Annotated in this window: 15 protein-coding genes; 12 read left to right on the plus strand and 3 right to left on the minus strand. The window is 67.3% G+C overall.

Going from position 1 to position 16,077, the window contains the following annotated elements; translation table 11 throughout:
- The first annotated feature begins 48 nt into the window (after window positions 1-48).
- The 7 genes from OHB24_RS01075 (at window position 49) to OHB24_RS01105 (ending at window position 8,404) form a co-directional block, all read left to right on the plus strand.
- Window positions 49-1,065 (plus strand): LacI family DNA-binding transcriptional regulator, encoded by a 1,017-nt coding sequence (locus OHB24_RS01075; RefSeq protein WP_327637008.1) that lies wholly within the window; start codon window positions 49-51, stop codon window positions 1,063-1,065.
- Window positions 1,066-1,227: 162 nt separating this feature from the next.
- Entirely contained in the window at window positions 1,228-2,919 is a 1,692-nt protein-coding gene (locus tag OHB24_RS01080; protein WP_327637009.1) for an ABC transporter substrate-binding protein, read from the plus strand.
- A gap of 58 nt (window positions 2,920-2,977) precedes the next feature.
- Window positions 2,978-3,991 carry an ABC transporter ATP-binding protein gene (locus OHB24_RS01085; protein WP_327637010.1) on the plus strand — a complete coding sequence of 338 codons (1,014 nt, stop codon included), beginning with the start codon at window positions 2,978-2,980 and terminating at the stop codon, window positions 3,989-3,991.
- Window positions 3,988-4,968: an ABC transporter permease gene (locus OHB24_RS01090; RefSeq protein ID WP_327637011.1), complete on the plus strand. Its 981-nt coding sequence runs from the start codon at window positions 3,988-3,990 to the stop codon at window positions 4,966-4,968. The genes OHB24_RS01085 and OHB24_RS01090 overlap by 4 nt, the downstream gene beginning before the upstream one ends.
- A gap of 1 nt (window position 4,969) precedes the next feature.
- Window positions 4,970-6,001, plus strand: a complete 1,032-nt coding sequence (locus OHB24_RS01095) for an ABC transporter permease (protein ID WP_327637012.1) — start codon at window positions 4,970-4,972, stop codon at window positions 5,999-6,001.
- Window positions 5,998-6,996: an ABC transporter ATP-binding protein gene (locus OHB24_RS01100; protein WP_327637013.1), complete on the plus strand. Its 999-nt coding sequence runs from the start codon at window positions 5,998-6,000 to the stop codon at window positions 6,994-6,996. The genes OHB24_RS01095 and OHB24_RS01100 overlap by 4 nt, the downstream gene beginning before the upstream one ends.
- A 10-nt stretch (window positions 6,997-7,006) precedes the next feature.
- The gene (locus OHB24_RS01105) at window positions 7,007-8,404 is read left to right on the plus strand and encodes a GH1 family beta-glucosidase (RefSeq protein WP_327637014.1); all 1,398 of its coding nucleotides are present in this window, start codon (window positions 7,007-7,009) and stop codon (window positions 8,402-8,404) included.
- Between the two features lie 75 nt (window positions 8,405-8,479).
- Here the strand turns inward: OHB24_RS01105 and OHB24_RS01110 are convergent, their stop codons facing one another.
- The 3 genes from OHB24_RS01110 to OHB24_RS01120 form a co-directional block, all read right to left on the minus strand.
- Window positions 8,480-8,797: a hypothetical protein gene (locus OHB24_RS01110; RefSeq protein ID WP_327637015.1), complete on the minus strand. Its 318-nt coding sequence runs from the start codon at window positions 8,795-8,797 to the stop codon at window positions 8,480-8,482.
- Entirely contained in the window at window positions 8,794-9,069 is a 276-nt protein-coding gene (locus OHB24_RS01115; protein ID WP_327637016.1) for a hypothetical protein, read from the minus strand. Before OHB24_RS01115 ends, OHB24_RS01110 begins: the two co-directional genes overlap by 4 nt.
- An 81-nt stretch (window positions 9,070-9,150) precedes the next feature.
- Window positions 9,151-9,954 carry a DeoR/GlpR family DNA-binding transcription regulator gene (locus OHB24_RS01120; protein WP_327637017.1) on the minus strand — a complete coding sequence of 268 codons (804 nt, stop codon included), beginning with the start codon at window positions 9,952-9,954 and terminating at the stop codon, window positions 9,151-9,153.
- Window positions 9,955-10,023: 69 nt separating this feature from the next.
- On the opposite strand from OHB24_RS01120, the gene OHB24_RS01125 reads away from it, so the two are divergent.
- Genes OHB24_RS01125 through OHB24_RS01145 form a run of 5 tightly spaced genes read left to right on the plus strand, consistent with a single transcriptional unit; the run spans window position 10,024 to window position 16,048 of the window.
- Window positions 10,024-10,665, plus strand: a complete 642-nt coding sequence (locus OHB24_RS01125; RefSeq protein WP_327637018.1) for a bifunctional 4-hydroxy-2-oxoglutarate aldolase/2-dehydro-3-deoxy-phosphogluconate aldolase — start codon at window positions 10,024-10,026, stop codon at window positions 10,663-10,665.
- Between the two features lie 32 nt (window positions 10,666-10,697).
- Window positions 10,698-11,993 (plus strand): MFS transporter, encoded by a 1,296-nt coding sequence (locus OHB24_RS01130; RefSeq protein WP_327637019.1) that lies wholly within the window; start codon window positions 10,698-10,700, stop codon window positions 11,991-11,993.
- On the plus strand, window positions 11,993-12,565 hold the full coding sequence (locus OHB24_RS01135) for an AAA family ATPase (protein WP_327641001.1): 573 nt from the start codon (window positions 11,993-11,995) through the stop codon (window positions 12,563-12,565). The genes OHB24_RS01130 and OHB24_RS01135 overlap by 1 nt, the downstream gene beginning before the upstream one ends.
- 46 nt (window positions 12,566-12,611) lie before the next feature.
- The gene (locus OHB24_RS01140) at window positions 12,612-14,489 is read left to right on the plus strand and encodes a glycoside hydrolase family 5 protein (RefSeq protein WP_327637020.1); all 1,878 of its coding nucleotides are present in this window, start codon (window positions 12,612-12,614) and stop codon (window positions 14,487-14,489) included.
- Window positions 14,486-16,048 carry a beta-N-acetylhexosaminidase gene (locus tag OHB24_RS01145; protein WP_327637021.1) on the plus strand — a complete coding sequence of 521 codons (1,563 nt, stop codon included), beginning with the start codon at window positions 14,486-14,488 and terminating at the stop codon, window positions 16,046-16,048. Before OHB24_RS01140 ends, OHB24_RS01145 begins: the two co-directional genes overlap by 4 nt.
- Window positions 16,049-16,077: the final 29 nt, after the last annotated feature.

Consider the following 16,077-nt stretch of genomic DNA (forward strand, 5'->3'; position numbering starts at 1 on the left):
CGGCCAGGAAACGACCAAGCACCCCGACCGCCCGAGGGGAGAGTCAGCGTGTCCATCACGATCGCCGATGTCGCGGCCCGTGCCGGTGTCAGCAAGACGACCGTGTCACGCGTCCTCAACGGCAAGGGTGAGCTGGATCTGCGCACTGCCGAGCGGGTCCGGCAGGTGATCGCCGAGCTCGGCTACGTGCCGAGCGCCCGCGCGGTCGGTCTGGCCCGCGGCCGGACCCGGATCGTCGGGATGCTGGTCCCCTCGCTCACCTGGCCCTGGATGGGCGAGGTGCTGCAGGGCGCGGTCGACGTGGTCGAGAGCGAGGGCTACGGGCTGCTGCTGTTCACCTTCAACCGGGGTGAGGAATCGATGCAGCAGTTCGCGTCCCAGGTCTCGGCGCAGTCGTTCGACGGCCTGCTGGTGATCGAGCCGGAGGGCACGCTCACCTACATCGAGCAACTCCACGCGCGTGGTCTGCCGGTGGTCCTGATCGACGACCGCGACAAGCGCCCGCAGTTCCCGTCCGTCGCCACCACGAACTACGCCGGCGGCGAGTCCGCCGCCCGGCACCTGCTGGAGCTCGGTCGTCGCCGGCCACTGGTGATCACCGGCGTCGAACGCTTCGGCTGTACCCACGAACGCCTGGACGGTTTCCGCGACACCTACGCGGAGGCCGGCGTCGAGCTCGACCCGAGACTCGTGTTCGAGGGCGACTTCACCCACGAAAGCGGGCGCCGCGGCGTCCAGTACGCCCTCGACGAGCGACTCGAGTTCGACGCGGTCTTCGCCCACAACGACCTCTCCGCCGGCGGTGCCATCCAGGCCGTCCGGGAGACCGGGCGGAACGTGCCGAACGACGTGTCGGTGGTCGGGTTCGACGACATTCCGTACGCCGAGCACACCGAGCCGCCGCTGACCACGGTGCATCAGCCGATGCGCCAGATGGGTCAGGCCGCGGCCCGGATGCTGATGGGGTACTTCGGCGGCACGCCGCTGCCGGAGACCCCGCAGGTGCTGCCGACGACCCTCATCGTCCGCAGCTCAACCGCCCCGAAAACCCGGTCCCACCAGTAGCTCCGGCGGCGGGGCAGCTGCCCCTGTCCCGCCGCCGGCGTACCCCTCGATATCGATCCGTTAAGGCGTCCGCTCTTCCCATGAGAGCGTTCTCACGCCACGATGCACCTGCTCACGCGGCTCAGGCGTGAGCATCCGCCAACAGATTCACAGGAGGAACCGATGCGAGCACGACGTACAGTCGCGCTGGCCCTCACGGGCTTGCTCGCGGCAGCCGCTCTGGCTGCTTGTAGCAGCGGGGACGGTAAGTCAGGCAGCGACGGGAACAACGGCTCGGGCACCGCCGCGACCGTTCTGAACATCGGCATGCCGAACGGTCCGCAGACCGAGAACCACAACCCGTTCCTCGGCTCCTCCTCGGGCGCCTCGCTGGGGTACCGCTGGATGATCTTCGAGCCGCTGGTGATGATCAACGGGATCAAGCCGACCGAACCCGGCAAGCCCTGGCTCGCGACCGAGTGGAAGTGGGACGCCAACTACACCAAGCTCTCGCTGACGATCCGCGAGGGCGTGAAGTTCTCCGACGGCAAGCCGATGACCGCCGAGGACGTGGCGTACTCGTTCCAGATCCGCAAGGACAACGAGGGCCTCAACCAGGACGCGATCCCGTACGGCACCATCACCGCGTCCGGCAACAAGGTCGACCTGACCTTCACCCGGTCGCAGTTCACCAACCAGAACAAGATCCTGACCGTGTTCGTGATCCCGAAGCACCAGTGGTCGACGCTCAAGGACCCGAGCCAGGACACCTTGAAGGGCCCGATCGGCACCGGTCCGTACGTGGTGAAGTCGTTCACCCCGCAGACCACCACGCTGATCTTGCGCGACTCGTACTGGCAGGACCTCCCGAAGGTCAAGGAACTGCGGTACACGTCGTACAACGACAACAACGCGCAGACCACCGCGCTGGCCAACGGCGCGTCGGAGTGGAGCTTCGTCTTCGTCCCGAACGTGAAGGCCGTCTACCAGGACAAGGACCCGAAGAACCACAAGCTGTGGTTCCCGGCGAACCTCGGCATCCACGGTCTGTGGATCAACACCACCCGCAAGCCCTTCGACAACCCGGCGCTGCGGCGGGCGATGGACAAGGTGATCAACCGCGACGACATCTTCATGCAGGGTGAGGCCGGCTACTTCTACCCGAAGGTCGAGTCCGTCACCGGCATCCCGACCCCGGCCGGTGAGTCGTTCATCGCGCCGGAGTTCAAGGACCAGAAGCACAAGGTCGACGTGGACGCGGCGAAGAAGGAACTGACCGACGCCGGCTTCAAGCTCGAGGGCGACGTCCTGAAGGACCCGACCGGCAAGCCGGTGACGATCACGCTGACCGACCCGGCCGGCTGGTCGGACTACATCACCGACCTGGAGATCATCAAGGACAACCTGTCCACGATCGGCATCAAGGCGACCGTCGACAAGGCCAACCAGGACGCGTGGTTCAAGAACGTCGACGAGGGCAACTTCGACGCCGCGATGCACTGGACCAACGGCGGCGCGACGCCGTACGACATCTACCAGAACATCATGGACGGCAAGATCCTGAAGCCGGTCGGCAAGGGCGGCGTGAGCGGCAACTACGGGCGGTTCAACAGCCCGGAGGCGACCAAGGCGCTCGACCAGTACGCGAACGCCGCGGATGACGCGACCCGCACCACCGCGCTGAACACGCTGCAGAAGATCATGGTCGAGCAGATGCCGGTCATCCCCACCTCGGCGTCCAACGTCGGCGGTCTCTACAGCACCAAGAACTGGGTCGGTTGGCCCGACGAGCAGAACCAGTACGGGCCGGCGCAGCCGACCCAGCAGAACGCTCTGCAGATCATCCTGAACCTGAAGCCGGCCGGCAGCCAGTGACTCGGACCGCGGCGCCAGGGCTCGCGCCCTGGCGCTGCGGTGCCACGATGGGAGCTTCATGACGGTCACCGAGACCGAGGTTGTTCTGGAGGCCGAGGGCCTCACCAAGCATTTCCCGGTACGACGGGGCGTCCGCGATCTGTTCACCCGCGAGCACAAGGCCGTGCACGCGGTGGACGACGTGAAACTCACACTGCGCCGGGGCCGGGTGACCGCGCTGGTCGGCGAGTCCGGTTCGGGCAAGTCGACCGTGGCCCGGCTGCTCGCCCAGTTGTACGCGCGGACGTCGGGTGACATCCGGCTGCACGGCGAATCGGTGACGGTGCGCGGCGGCCGCAAGTTCCGCGCGTACTGCCGCCAGGTGCAGATGATCTTCCAGGACCCGTTCGCTTCGCTGAACCCGACGCACACCGTCCGGTACCACCTGACCCGGTCGCTGCGTATTCACGGTCGCGCGGGCGACCTCGAGGACAACCTGCGCGACCTCCTGGTGCAGGTGCAACTCACTCCCCCGGAGCGCTACCTGGACAAGTTCCCGCACGAGCTGTCCGGTGGTCAGCGGCAGCGCGTGTCGATCGCCCGCGCGCTCGGCGCGGACCCGGAGGCGCTGCTCGCCGACGAGCCGGTCTCGATGCTGGACGTGTCGATCCGCCTCGGCGTACTGAACCTCCTGCGGGACCTGAAGGAACGGCTCAACCTCGCCATCCTCTACATCACCCACGACATCGCGTCGGCCCGGTACTTCGCCGACGAGACGCTGGTGATGTACGCCGGCCGCATGGTCGAAGGCGGCGACTCCGAGACGGTCACGCAGAACCCCGCGCACCCGTACACGCGCCTGCTGATCGAGAGCGCGCCGGATCCCGACCGGCTCGGTGAGCTGAGCACGCCCGAGGACCAGGCCGGCGGCGAACCGCCCAGCTTGATCGCGCCGCCGGGCGGCTGCCGGTTCAATCCGCGTTGCGTGCACGCGATGCCGAAGTGCTCCACCGATCTTCCGCCCCGCTTCGAGTTGCCTGTTGCGGGCCATTGGGCCGCCTGCTGGCTGTACGAAGAGGGGGCGGCGCGATGAAGTTCCTCCTCCAGCGGCTGGCGTTCTACGTCTTCACCGCGTGGGCCGCGCTGACCATCAACTTCTTCATCCCGCGGCTGATCCCGGGCGACCCGGTGACGTCGCTGATCAACAAGTTCCAGGGCCAGATGAGCACCGACGCGATCAACTCGCTGTACGTGCTGTTCGGCCTCGACAAGAACGCGTCGCTCTGGAGCCAGTACGTCGACTACTGGGGCCAGGTGTTCCGCGGCGACCTCGGGTTGTCGTTCACGTTCTTCCCGACCCCGGTCGCGGAGATCCTCCGGCAGAGCCTGCCGTGGACGATCGCGCTGGTCGGCATCACCACGTTCGCCAGCTTCATGATCGGTACGTCGCTCGGCGTGCTGGCCGGCTGGCGGCGCGGCTCGATCATGGACGGGCTGTTGCCGGTGACAACGTTCCTGTCGTCGATCCCGTACTTCTGGCTCGGTCTGCTGGCGATCACGCTGCTCGCCGGACCGGACAGCTTCTTCCCGTCGTCCGGTGGGTACGAACCAGGGCTGGTCCCGTCGTGGAACGCCGAGTTCATCGGCAGCGCCGTACAGCACAGCCTGCTGCCGGCGGTCACGATCCTGATCTCGTCGGTGAGCGGCTGGATCCTCACCATGCGGAACATGATGGTGACGGTGGCCTCCGAGGACTACATCACCGTCGCGCACGCCAAGGGTCTGCCCGAGCGCCGGGTGATGGTCAGCTACGCGGCCCGGAACGCGCTGCTCCCGAACGTCTCCGGTTTCGCGCTGTCGCTCGGCTTCATCGTCGGCGGCACGCTGCTGGTGGAGATCGTGTTCTCCTACCCGGGCATCGGCTACAACCTGTTCCAAGCCGTCGGCTCGAAGGACTACCCACTGATGCAGGGCGTCTTCCTGGTGATCACGCTGTCGGTCCTGGTGGCCAACCTGCTCGCCGACGTCGCCTACCTGCTCCTCGACCCGCGTACCCGGAAGGAGGGCTGACGTGTCCGCACCCACCAGCGCCATCACGGCGGTCACGCCGGAAGGCCCGGAGATCGCGGCTGTCCCGGCCAGGCGCCGCCGGTTGCGGTTCGTCGCGAACCCGAAGGCCGCGACCGGTCTGGTCGTCCTCGCGTTCTTCTGCCTGATTGCGATCATCGGCCCGTGGATCGCGCCGTTCGACCCGTCCGCCCGGAGCAGCGACCTGATCCAGGCGCCGTCCGGCAAGCACTGGTTCGGTACGACGCACCTCGGCCAGGACGTCTTCAGCCAGGTGCTCGTCGGCACCCGCGGCGTGATGTTCGTCGGTCTGCTGGCCGGCCTGGTCGCGACCACGCTGTCGATCCTGATCGGCGTCAGCGCAGGTTTCCTCGGCGGCGCCGCGGACGACAGCCTGTCCGCGTTGTCCAACGTTTTCCTGGTGATTCCGGCGCTCCCGCTGATCATCATCGTCGCGTCGACGATCCCTTCGGCCGGTGACCTGATGGTTGCCCTGGTCATCGGTTTGACGTCGTGGGCGTGGGGTGCGCGGGTACTGCGGGCGCAAACGTTGTCCTTGCGCCGGCGGGACTATGTCGAGGCCGCGCGGGCGACCGGTGAGAGCACCTGGCGGATCATCACGTTCGAGATCATGCCGAACCTGACCGCGATCATCGCGTCGGGTTTCGTCGGCACGGTGATCTTCGCGGTGATGTCCGAGATCACGCTGGCCTTCATCGGGATCTCGACGATCTCCGAGTGGAACTGGGGCACGATCCTGTTCTGGGCGCAGAGCCAGCAGGCGCTCGCACAGGGCGCGTGGTGGTGGTTCGTCCCGGCCGGTCTGGCGATCGCGATCCTCGGTACGGCGCTGTCGCTGATCAACTTCGGCATCGACGAGTTCGTCAGCCCGCGGTTGCGCAGCAGCGGTCACACGCGACTCAAGACCAAGGACGGCCACTCGGTGCGGATGCGCGTCGGCTTCACCCCAGTCCTGTCATCTTCGCGCGAGCCCGTGACGCCCGTACTACGCCGTGAGAAGGAGGAGGTCGCGTGAAGGCACCGGTGCTGGAGATCAAGAACTTTCACGTCGACTACGGGCTCGGGGACGAGGCCGTGCAGGCGGTGCGGGACGTCACGCTGACGTTGCACCGCGGCGAGGTGCTCGGGCTGGCCGGCGAGAGCGGTAGCGGGAAGTCGACACTGGCGTACGGCGTGACGCGGCTGCTGCCGCCGCCAGGTGTGATCAGCGGCGGGTCGGTGGTCTACCACCCGCCTTCGGGTGATGCGTACGACGTGATGGCGCTGACCGACGCGGAACTGCGGAAGTTCCGCTGGGCCGAGACGTCGATCGTGTTCCAGGGCGCGATGAACTCGCTGAACCCGGTGCACAAGGTCTCGACCCAGATGCTCGACGTGATCAAGGCGCACGAGCCGCAACTGTCGCCGCAGGCCCGGATCGCCCGGGCTCAGAAAATGCTGAAACTCGTCGGGATTTCCGCGGACCGGATGGACGCGTACCCGCACCAACTGTCCGGCGGGATGCGGCAGCGGGTGATGATCGGGATGGCGCTCGTCCTCGAGCCGCAGGTCGTGATCATGGACGAGCCGACGACCGCGCTGGACGTGGTCATGCAGCGGCAGATCCTCGCGCAACTGGTCGAACTGCGCGAGCGGCTCGGGTTCTCGGTGCTGTTCATCACCCACGACCTGTCGCTGCTGGTCGAGTTCTCGGACCGGATCGCGATCATGTACGGCGGCCGCATCGTCGAGGAAGCCCGTTCCGCGGACCTGTACAAGGACTCCCTGCATCCGTACAGCGAAGGCCTGCTCAAGTCCTTCCCCGCACTCCGCGGCGAACGGCGCGAGCTGGCCGGCATCCCAGGCTCCCCGCCGGACCTGCGCGGCATGCCGTCCGGCTGCTCGTTCCATCCACGATGCCCGCAGGCGTTCGACCGTTGCTCCGCCGAGATCCCCGTCCTCGGGATCCCCTCGGCCCGCAACGATCCCCACCGTTCCGTCGCGTGCTGGCTTCCCGGCCGCACTGCCTAGAAAGGCAACTATGAGCACAACATCTGTCTCGGGGGCGGCCGAACTGGTCGCGGGTCTTCCGTCCGGATTCCGCTGGGGTGTCGCGACGTCGGCGTACCAGATCGAGGGCGCGATCGCGGAGGACGGCCGGACGCCGTCGATCTGGGACACGTACTGCCGGGTGCCGGGAGCGATCGACAACGGCGACGTGGGTGACATCGCCTGCGACCACTACCATCGGATGCCGGAAGACGTGGCTCTGATCAAGGACCTCGGTCTGGACACCTACCGGTTCTCGGTGGCCTGGCCGCGGGTGCAGCCGCGCGGCAAGGGGCAGGTGAACCCGGCCGGTCTCGGGTTCTACGACCGGCTCGTCGACGAGCTGCTTGCCCAGGGCATCGACCCGTGGGTGACGCTGTACCACTGGGACCTGCCGCAGGAGCTCGAGGACGCGGGCGGCTGGCCCGTGCGCGACACGGCGTTCCGGTTCGCGGAGTACGCGATGCTGGTGTTCGACGCCTTGAAGGACCGGGTCAATACCTGGACGACGCTCAACGAGCCGTGGTGCTCCGCGATGCTCGGCTACGCGTACGGCGCACATGCTCCGGGGCGACGCGAGTACCCGGCAGCGCTGGCCGCCGTACACCATCTGCTGCTCGGGCACGGACTGGCGACTCAGGCGATGCGCGAGGCGTCACCGCACAAGCTCGACATCGGCATCACGCTCAACGTCGCGACGGCGTACCCCGCTTCGGATGCCGAGCCGGACGTCGACGCGGCGCGGCGCGCGGACGGGATGGGCCGGCGGATCTACCTCGACCCGCTGGTGCACGGGCACTACCCGGCCGACGTGGTCGCGGACCTCGCACGCGAGGGCGTCGAGCTGCCGATCGAGGACGGCGACCTGGAGATCATCGCGGCGCCGATCGACGTGCTCGGGGTGAACTACTACTTCAGCCAGAAGTTCACCGGGTACGCCGAGGACGGCAGCACCGAAGACGCTGCAGGCCTGCCGATCAGCCGCGACATACCGCTGGGCAAGCCGCGCACCGCCATGGACTGGGAGATCGTCCCCGAAGGCTTCACCGATCTGTTGGTGAGCATCGCCCGCGACTACCCCGGCCTCCCGATGGTCATCACCGAGAACGGCTCCGCCTTCGAGGACGTCCCCGACGAGACCGGCTACGTCGACGACGCCGACCGTACGGCGTACTTCACGTCCCACCTGGCCGCAGTAGCCAACGCCATCGCCCAAGGCGCCGACATCCGCGGCTACCTCGCCTGGTCCCTGATGGACAACTTCGAATGGGCCTACGGCTACGTCAAACGCTTCGGCATCATCCGAGTCGACTACAAAACCCAAACCCGCACCCCCAAGGCCAGCGCCCTCTACCTCAAGGACCTAGCGGAACAGCACCGCTCTCGCTGAGGAGTTCAGCGCGGCGGAGTGGCCCCGGTTCCGGCCGGCCATTCCGCTGCGCTGCCAAGAGCCAGTGAGTTGGCCTCAGCCGGCTTCTCGGTGGGTCTCCAGGTACTCGGTCAGGGCCTCGCGCAGAATCTCGCTCGGCTTGCGGTGGCGGCTGGTTGCGAATGCTTCAAGATCAGCGTCGAGAGCTCGCGGAAGTCGCACCTGGCGCACCGGCGACTTCTCACCCGGTGCGGCGTCGGGATCGATCGACGGCCGCCCTCCCCGGGAACGCTCGACCAGCTCGCGTCCGAAGTCGGCGGCGTCCGCACCGCGAAGGCTCGTCCTCGAGTTTTCAGGCAAGCGCATGTCCTGCTCGGCCCATTCGGCCGCGCCGTCATAGTCCTTGTCAGTCACTTGTCCTCCTCAAGTCGCTCGAGGTGCTTGGGCCTGGCGACCTTCACGTGAAAGATGTGCAGATCGCGAGGCGGCGTCACCTCGACCATGACCTCCAACAGTGCTCCTCCGAGCCGCCTCGGTGGCCCGATGAACAGCGTCGGCCGCACAGTCGCAGGCGGTCGCGGATCATCGAACTCCCGCTCGACGTAGTACGCATTCATGATCGCGTGCAACGCGTCCTCATGGTCGACGCCATGCTTGTCTGCGCTCGGGGCCCACGTGATCGCCATCGAGGTAATGTACTACATAACCATCTTATGCAATACACAACCTCTTGAAGAGTACAGTCCGCCAACCGGGAGCACCACCCCTCAGTTCGGTGACAGCGGCGACGTCAGGCGTACTTCGACGCCGAGTTCCTCGATGCGTTTTGCGGTGTCTTCGGGGAGTTCGGTGTCGGTGATGATCAGGTCGAGTTGGTCGAGGGGGGCGACCTGGAACTTGGAGGCGGTGCCGTACTTCGTGCTGTCGGCGAGGAGGACCGTGGTGGTGGCCGATGCGATCGCGGCGCGTTTCAGGTCGACCTTGTCGAGGGTTGGGGCGCTGACTCCGCGGGAGACGCTCCAGGCGCCGGTGCTGAGGAAGAACAGGTCGAGGTTGATCGCTGACAGGGTCGCCGCGGCGAGGCGGCCGCTGCTCGAGGCGCTTTCCTTGTCGACGGCTCCGCCGGTGTGGATCACCTCGATGTCCGGTACGTCGAACAGCGCGGTCACCGCATAGAAGTCGTTGGTGACGACCGTGAGATCGCGCCGCCCGGCGAGGTACGCGACGACCGACTCACACGTCGTACCGGCGTCCAGGTAGACGACCATGCCGTCGGTGACCAGTTCGGCCGCCGCGGCAGCGATCGCACGTTTCCGGGGCAGTTCGAGCACCGCGCGCTGCCGGCGTTCCTGAGGCGGCACCTGCCCGGCGGTCCCGGCGAGCCGGACGCCGCCCTGCACGGAGACGACCTGGCCGGACGCCTCCAGCGTCGCGATATCCCGCCGGACGGTCATGTGCGAGACACCGAGGTGGTCGGTCAACGCCCGAGTGCTCAGTACGCCGTCGCGGCGCAGCAACTGAAGCACCCGCTGGTGCCGCTGCTCCGGAATCAGTGGTCCCGTGCTCTCCATGATCAGAACTTAACAGATCTTCACATCACCCGTTGACGGATGTGAAGTCCTGAAATAATCTGTGAAACCATGTTCACAAAGTTGAAGCGACTTCAGGCCATCGCCGACACAGGCGTGGTCCTGATCGTCCGGCTCGACGACGCCGAGGAGGCCTACCAGGTCGCCACGGCGGCCATTGCGGGCGGCATCCGGGCGCTGGAGATCACCTACTCCGTCCCGAACGCCCTGCGGATCATCGAGCGGCTCGCCACCGAGCACCCCGAGGTCGTCGTCGGCGCGGGCACTGTGCTGGACGCGCAGGCGGCGTACGCCGCGATCCAGGCCGGCGCGCAACTCCTGGTCAGCCCGAACCTCAGCCCCGAGATGCTCGCGGTCGCGAACCGCTACCAGGCGGTCTCGATCAGCGGCGCCTTCACCCCGACCGAGATCGTGAACTCGGCCGAGGCGGGCGCGGACCTGGTCAAGCTGTTCCCGGCCGAGGTTCTCGGACCGCAGTACGTGAAGTCGGTGATGGCTCCGCTCGCGCACATCCCGGTCGCACCGACCGGCGGGGTCACGCCGGAGAACGTCGGCGAATGGTTCGCCGCCGGTGTCTCCGCGGTCGGCGTCGGCAGCTTCGTGACCAAGGCCGAGCACGCACCGGGCGACTACGAACCGGTCGCGATCGCAGCCAAAACATTCCTCGCCGCCGTCGATCAGGCGCGCAACTAACCCCCTCGATACAGTCTCCCTAGGAGCACACCATGCAGGACTCAACCCTTCAGGACCAGGCGGCGTCGGGGACCGCCGGGGCCGCACCCGCACGACCGACCCGCGTGCGGTGGCTCTTCATCGGCCTGCTGGTCATCGGCGGCGTCGTCAACTACCTCGACCGCGGCACGCTCGGGGTCGCGAACACGACGATCGCCGCGGATCTCGGCCTGAACACGATCGAGATGGGCGTGTTGCTGTCGGCGTTCGCCTGGCCGTACGCGATCGCCAACCTGCCGGCCGGATACCTGGTGGACCGGTTCGGCGCGAAGGCGATGTACGCGTGGGCAGCAGGCCTGTGGTCCGTGATCACGATCGTGACCGGCTTCGCCCGCAGCTTCTCCTTCCTGTACGCCGCTCGCGTGGCCCTCGGGGTCGCGGAGTCGCCGTTCTTCACCTCCGGCCTCAAGGTTTCCCAGCGCTGGTTCCACAAGGACGAGCGCTCGCTGCCACTGTCGCTGATCAACACCGGCTCGCAGATCGCCAACGCGATCGCACCGCCGCTGCTGACCTTCCTGATGCTGACGATGAGCTGGCAGGGCATGTTCATCGTGGTGGGCTCCTTCGGCCTGATCGTGATGGCGGTCTGGCTGAAGCTGTACCGCAACCCGACGGCCGCCGAGGAGGCCGCGATCAAGGGCCTCGACGAGGAGGCTGCTGCCGAACGCCAGGCGGCGAAGGGCTCCTGGGGCTCGCTGCTCAAGCAACGCAACACCTGGTTCATGGTGATCGGTGCCTTCGGCATCTTCTACACCGTCTGGGTGTACCTGACCTGGCTGCCCGGCTACCTGCACACCAGCCGCGGGTTCAGCCTGACCAAGACCGGCTGGATCGGCGCGCTCCCGTTCCTGTGCGGCATCGTCGGCGTACTGACCGGCGGGCTGATCTCCGCGTGGGCGATCAAGCGCGGCTTCGGGACGTTGACCGCGCGGAAGATCCCGATCGTCGGCGGCGCGGTGCTGGCCGCGGCGGCGGTCCTGCCGGTCGCGTTCGTGCAGAGCGACGTGCTGAGCATCGTCCTGCTGTGCGTCGGGTACTTCGCGGCGCAGATCCCGATCGGCGTGATCTGGACGCTCGCGTCGGACCTGGCGAAACCCGAGCAGGTCGCGTCGCTCGGCGCGATCCAGAACTTCGGCGGCTTCCTCGGGGCGGCGCTCGCACCGACCGTCACCGGCTTCATTCTCGATGCCACCGGCAACAACTACAGCCTGGTGTTCATCGTCGGCGGCGCACTGCTGCTGGTGGGCGCGACGTCGTACGGTGTGTTCGTGAAGGAACGTACGGCGTGATGCCCAAGGTCTTCTTCGTGATCGGGCCGGCCGGCTCCGGGAAATCCACCGTGAGCCGGCAGTTGGCCCGGCGGTACGCCGCCGCGTACCTGGACAAGGACACGGTGGCGACCTTGTTCACCGAGCTGCTGCTCGAGCAGAACGGTTCGGACAAGAACGATCGGGACCACAACCCTTACTACCAGTCGGCGATCCTGCCGCTGGAGTACGCGACGCTGCTCCGGCTCTGCGCGGACAACCTCGACGTCGGGCGTTCCGTCGTACTGGATGCTCCGTTCGGGCGATTCTTCGCGGATCGTGACTACCTGGTTGGTGCCACGGCCGGGTGGCCGACGGCGGAGCTGATCGTTGTCCATGTGGTCGCGGAGGGCCACGCGGTGCACGAGCGCGTGGCCCATCGGGGCCTTCCTCGGGACGATTGGAAGCTCGCCCACTGGGACGAGTTCTGGGCTGGCGCCACCGCCGCTCCGTGCGAGTGGTCCGGAGCGACGCACATCCTGCTGGACAACTCCGCGAACACCTTGAGCCTGGACGGATTCGACGAGGCGTTGTTGCTCTCGCTGACACCGTGACGTAACTGCAATGGCGCGGACAGTCCGCAGCCGCGACCATCGGGGTATGCGCAGAATCGCCCCGTCTGCGGTCATCGTCGTCCTGCTGGCGTTGATCAGCCCCACTGTCCCCGCGACCGCCGCGGCTCCCGACCAGGCGCCCCGGCTGGTTGCGGATTGGGTGCCGCCGTTGAGCACCAGCGGCCGGTACGTCGTCGATGCGAACGGCAACCGGTTCCGGTTGAAGTCCGGGAACTGGCACGGTGCGAGCGGGACGTGGAACGGGTCCGGCGACGAGAACGACAACGCCAACCATCACGCCGGCGAGAACAGCAACCGGATGCCGCTCGGGCTGGATCGCGCACCAATCGGCGCCATCGTCTCCGGGTTCGCCGAACTCGGGCTGAACAGCATCCGCCTGCAGTTCTCGAACGAGATGATCCACGACAGCATGCCGGTCCCGGCCGCCGCCGTCGCGGCCAACCCTTCGCTGGCCGGCAAGACACCACTTCAGGTGTACGACGTCGTCGTACAGCAACTGACCGACGCCGGGTTCGCGGTGATCCTGAACAACCACACCAACACCACCCGTTGGTGCTGCGGCCTGGACGGCAATGAACGCTGGAACGCGAGCCAGCCGACCGAGACCTGGGAGAACGACTGGCTGTTCATGGTGAACCGCTACAAGACCAACCCGCGGGTCGTCGGAGCCGACCTCTACAACGAGGTACGGCGGGACCTCCTGGACGACCCGAACTGGGGCCTCGGCGACCAGCACGACTGGTTCGCCGCCGCGCAGCACCTCGGCGACCGGATCCTGACCGAGGCGAACCCGAACCTGCTGATCGTTGTCGAGGGCATCAACTGGACCGGCATCCCGGCCGACGGCCTCCCGCACGACCGCCCGACGCTCACCCCGACGCGCAACCTCTCGCACACGCTGGTCGCGTCGAACAAGCTCGTCTACTCAGCGCACTTCTACGACTACACCGGCCCGCGGCACAGCGGCGCGACCGGGACCGGCGAGACGCACGATCCGCGGTACCGCGACCTGTCGCCGGAGGAACTGATCAGCGAACTCAACCGGCAGGCGTTCTTCGTCACCGGTGAGGAAGGGCATTTCACCGCCCCGCTGTGGATCAGCGAGTTCGGGATCGGCGGCCGGGAGGAGACCGGCTCGTTGCAGCGCGCCTGGTTCGAGCACTTCGTCGACCAACTGATCCGCACCGACGCCGACTTCGCCTACTGGCCGCTGGTCGGCTGGCACAACCCAACCGGCACCGACAACGGCTGGGCGCTGCTCGCCTGGGACACCGCCGGTCAACGCATCGGCCTGTACGACGGCGACGACTGGCGGGCGTCCGCGTGGACGCGCCTGATGAATGCGCCGACCAAGACCGGACCCGTGGAGCCGACCACCACCTGGAAGATGCTCAGCCCGGACCACGGAGACTTCGTCGAGTCTTTGCGGATGCGTACGGCGGGTGACTGGGACAGCGGCGCCCGCAAGGCCGCGTGCCCCGACGGACTCCGGCTGGTCGGCCTCAGCCACACCGGCAACCGCGGGCTGTGCCGCTCGAGCGGACCTATCTGGTCGGGTGCCTATGAAGTGGTGAGGGACGAGAGTCATGTCTCGCCCGACTGGGCTTCCGGCTACACGAAGTACCAATGCGCACCGAGCTTCTACCTGATCGGTTACAGCGTGCGCGGTGCCCGCGTCTCGTCCGCGCTGTGTGCCGGTACGTCGCAGTCGTTGGGGTCGACCGGCCGCACAGTCTGGTTCGACCGCGGCGACAACCGGGGCGGCGGTGGCGGCGACTTCGCAACCGGCAACTACAAGGGCCAATGCGCTGACGACGAGTACATCGCCGGGATCGCCTTCACGACCCGAGTCGGTTCAAGTGGTACCCCAGACGCCCTGTATTGCCGCAAACTCGTGGAATGATCCCTGCACCCGCGAGCACAACGGCCGGCGAAGGCGCCTTCACCCTCACCCCGACCAGCGGCATCACCAGCCCGCCCGAGCTGGCCGGTCCGGTAGCCCGCTTCCTCCAGGCCCTCGAACAAGACACCGGCCTAACCCTGACCGGCACCACAGGTATCACCGTAGAACTCACCCCGGTGGACGAAGTGCCACCCGCCACCGGCGTACGAGCCGACGGCGCATCCGCTGCAGATGAGCGCTACGGGCTGGAGGTCTCCGCCACCGGCGTCCGGGTCTGGGGACCCACCGCGGAAGCAGTCCACCGCGCCCTGACCTCGCTCCGGCAGCTGATCTCCTCACAACTGCAGGACGGTACTGCGGTCCTCCCGAGTACCCGATTCGTCGACGGCCCGCGCTTCGCGTGGCGCGGGTTGTCGCTGGACGTCGTACGAACCTTCCACGGACCGGACGAAGTACGCCGCGTCATCGACATGCTCGACCTCTACAAGCTCAACGTCCTCCACCTGCACCTGACGGACGACCAGGGGTGGCGCGTCGAAGTACCGTCCCGCCCGAACCTGACCGAGGTAGGTGCCGCGGGCGCGATCGGCGACCGCCCCGGTGGCTACTACACCCAGGCGGAACTCGCCGACCTCGTCGCGTACGCCGCCGACCGGTTCATCACCGTCGTACCCGAGATCGACATGCCCGGGCACACCGCGGCCGTTTTCAAGGCGTACCCGGACCTCGCTCCAGCCGACCCGAAGACCGTCGAGCTCGGCAACGGCGACCAGCTCCACCTCGGCACCCTCGACCCCGGGCGGGACGAGACGTGGGCGTTCGTCGAGGACGTGCTGGATGCGGTGATCCCGCAGTTCCCGCGGAGTGCGTACGTGCACATCGGCGGTGACGAGACGTGGGGTATGGCCGACGAGGACCACGCGGCGTTCGTCGAGAAGGCGGCTGCGCTTGTCCGGGAGCGCGGGAAGAAGGTCGTCGGCTGGCAGGAGATCGCCCGCGCGAAACTCGACTCCGAGGATGTCGTGCAGTACTGGCTGGACCTCGACATCGACAAGATGGGCGAGAACCCTGACGCGCCGACGCCGCCCGAGGAGCTGCTGCCAGTACTGGTCGAGGCGCTGCGCAAAGCGAAGTACGACGCCCCGAAGGCTCTCGAGCAGGGCGCGAAGCTGATCGTCTCCCCGGTCACCTGGCTGTACTTCGACCGCCCGCACGCCGACACCTCCGCCGACCCCGAACAGGAGAAGGCCCGCGAACGTCTGGGCCTCGAGTTCTACGGCGCCGCCTCCCTCGAACACGGCATCTCCTGGGACCCGGCCGACATCGTCGACGCCGACCAGATCGCCGGCGTCGAAGCCGCCATCTGGTGCGAATCCATCACCAACTCGGAGGACCTGGAGCTACTGCTCCTCCCCCGCATCCCCGGCCTCGCAGAGAAGGCCTGGTCCCACCAGACCACCAACTGGCCCGAGTACGCCGCCCGCCTAGCCCAACAATCCCCCACCTGGCGCCACCGCACCTGGACCTGGCTCCAATCCACCGAGGTGCCCTGGACCTGACCGCACTTTGAGCACCCACCAACCATTTT

This window comes from Kribbella sp. NBC_00482, from assembly GCF_036013725.1.
In the GTDB taxonomy this organism is placed as follows: Bacteria; Actinomycetota; Actinomycetes; order Propionibacteriales; family Kribbellaceae; genus Kribbella.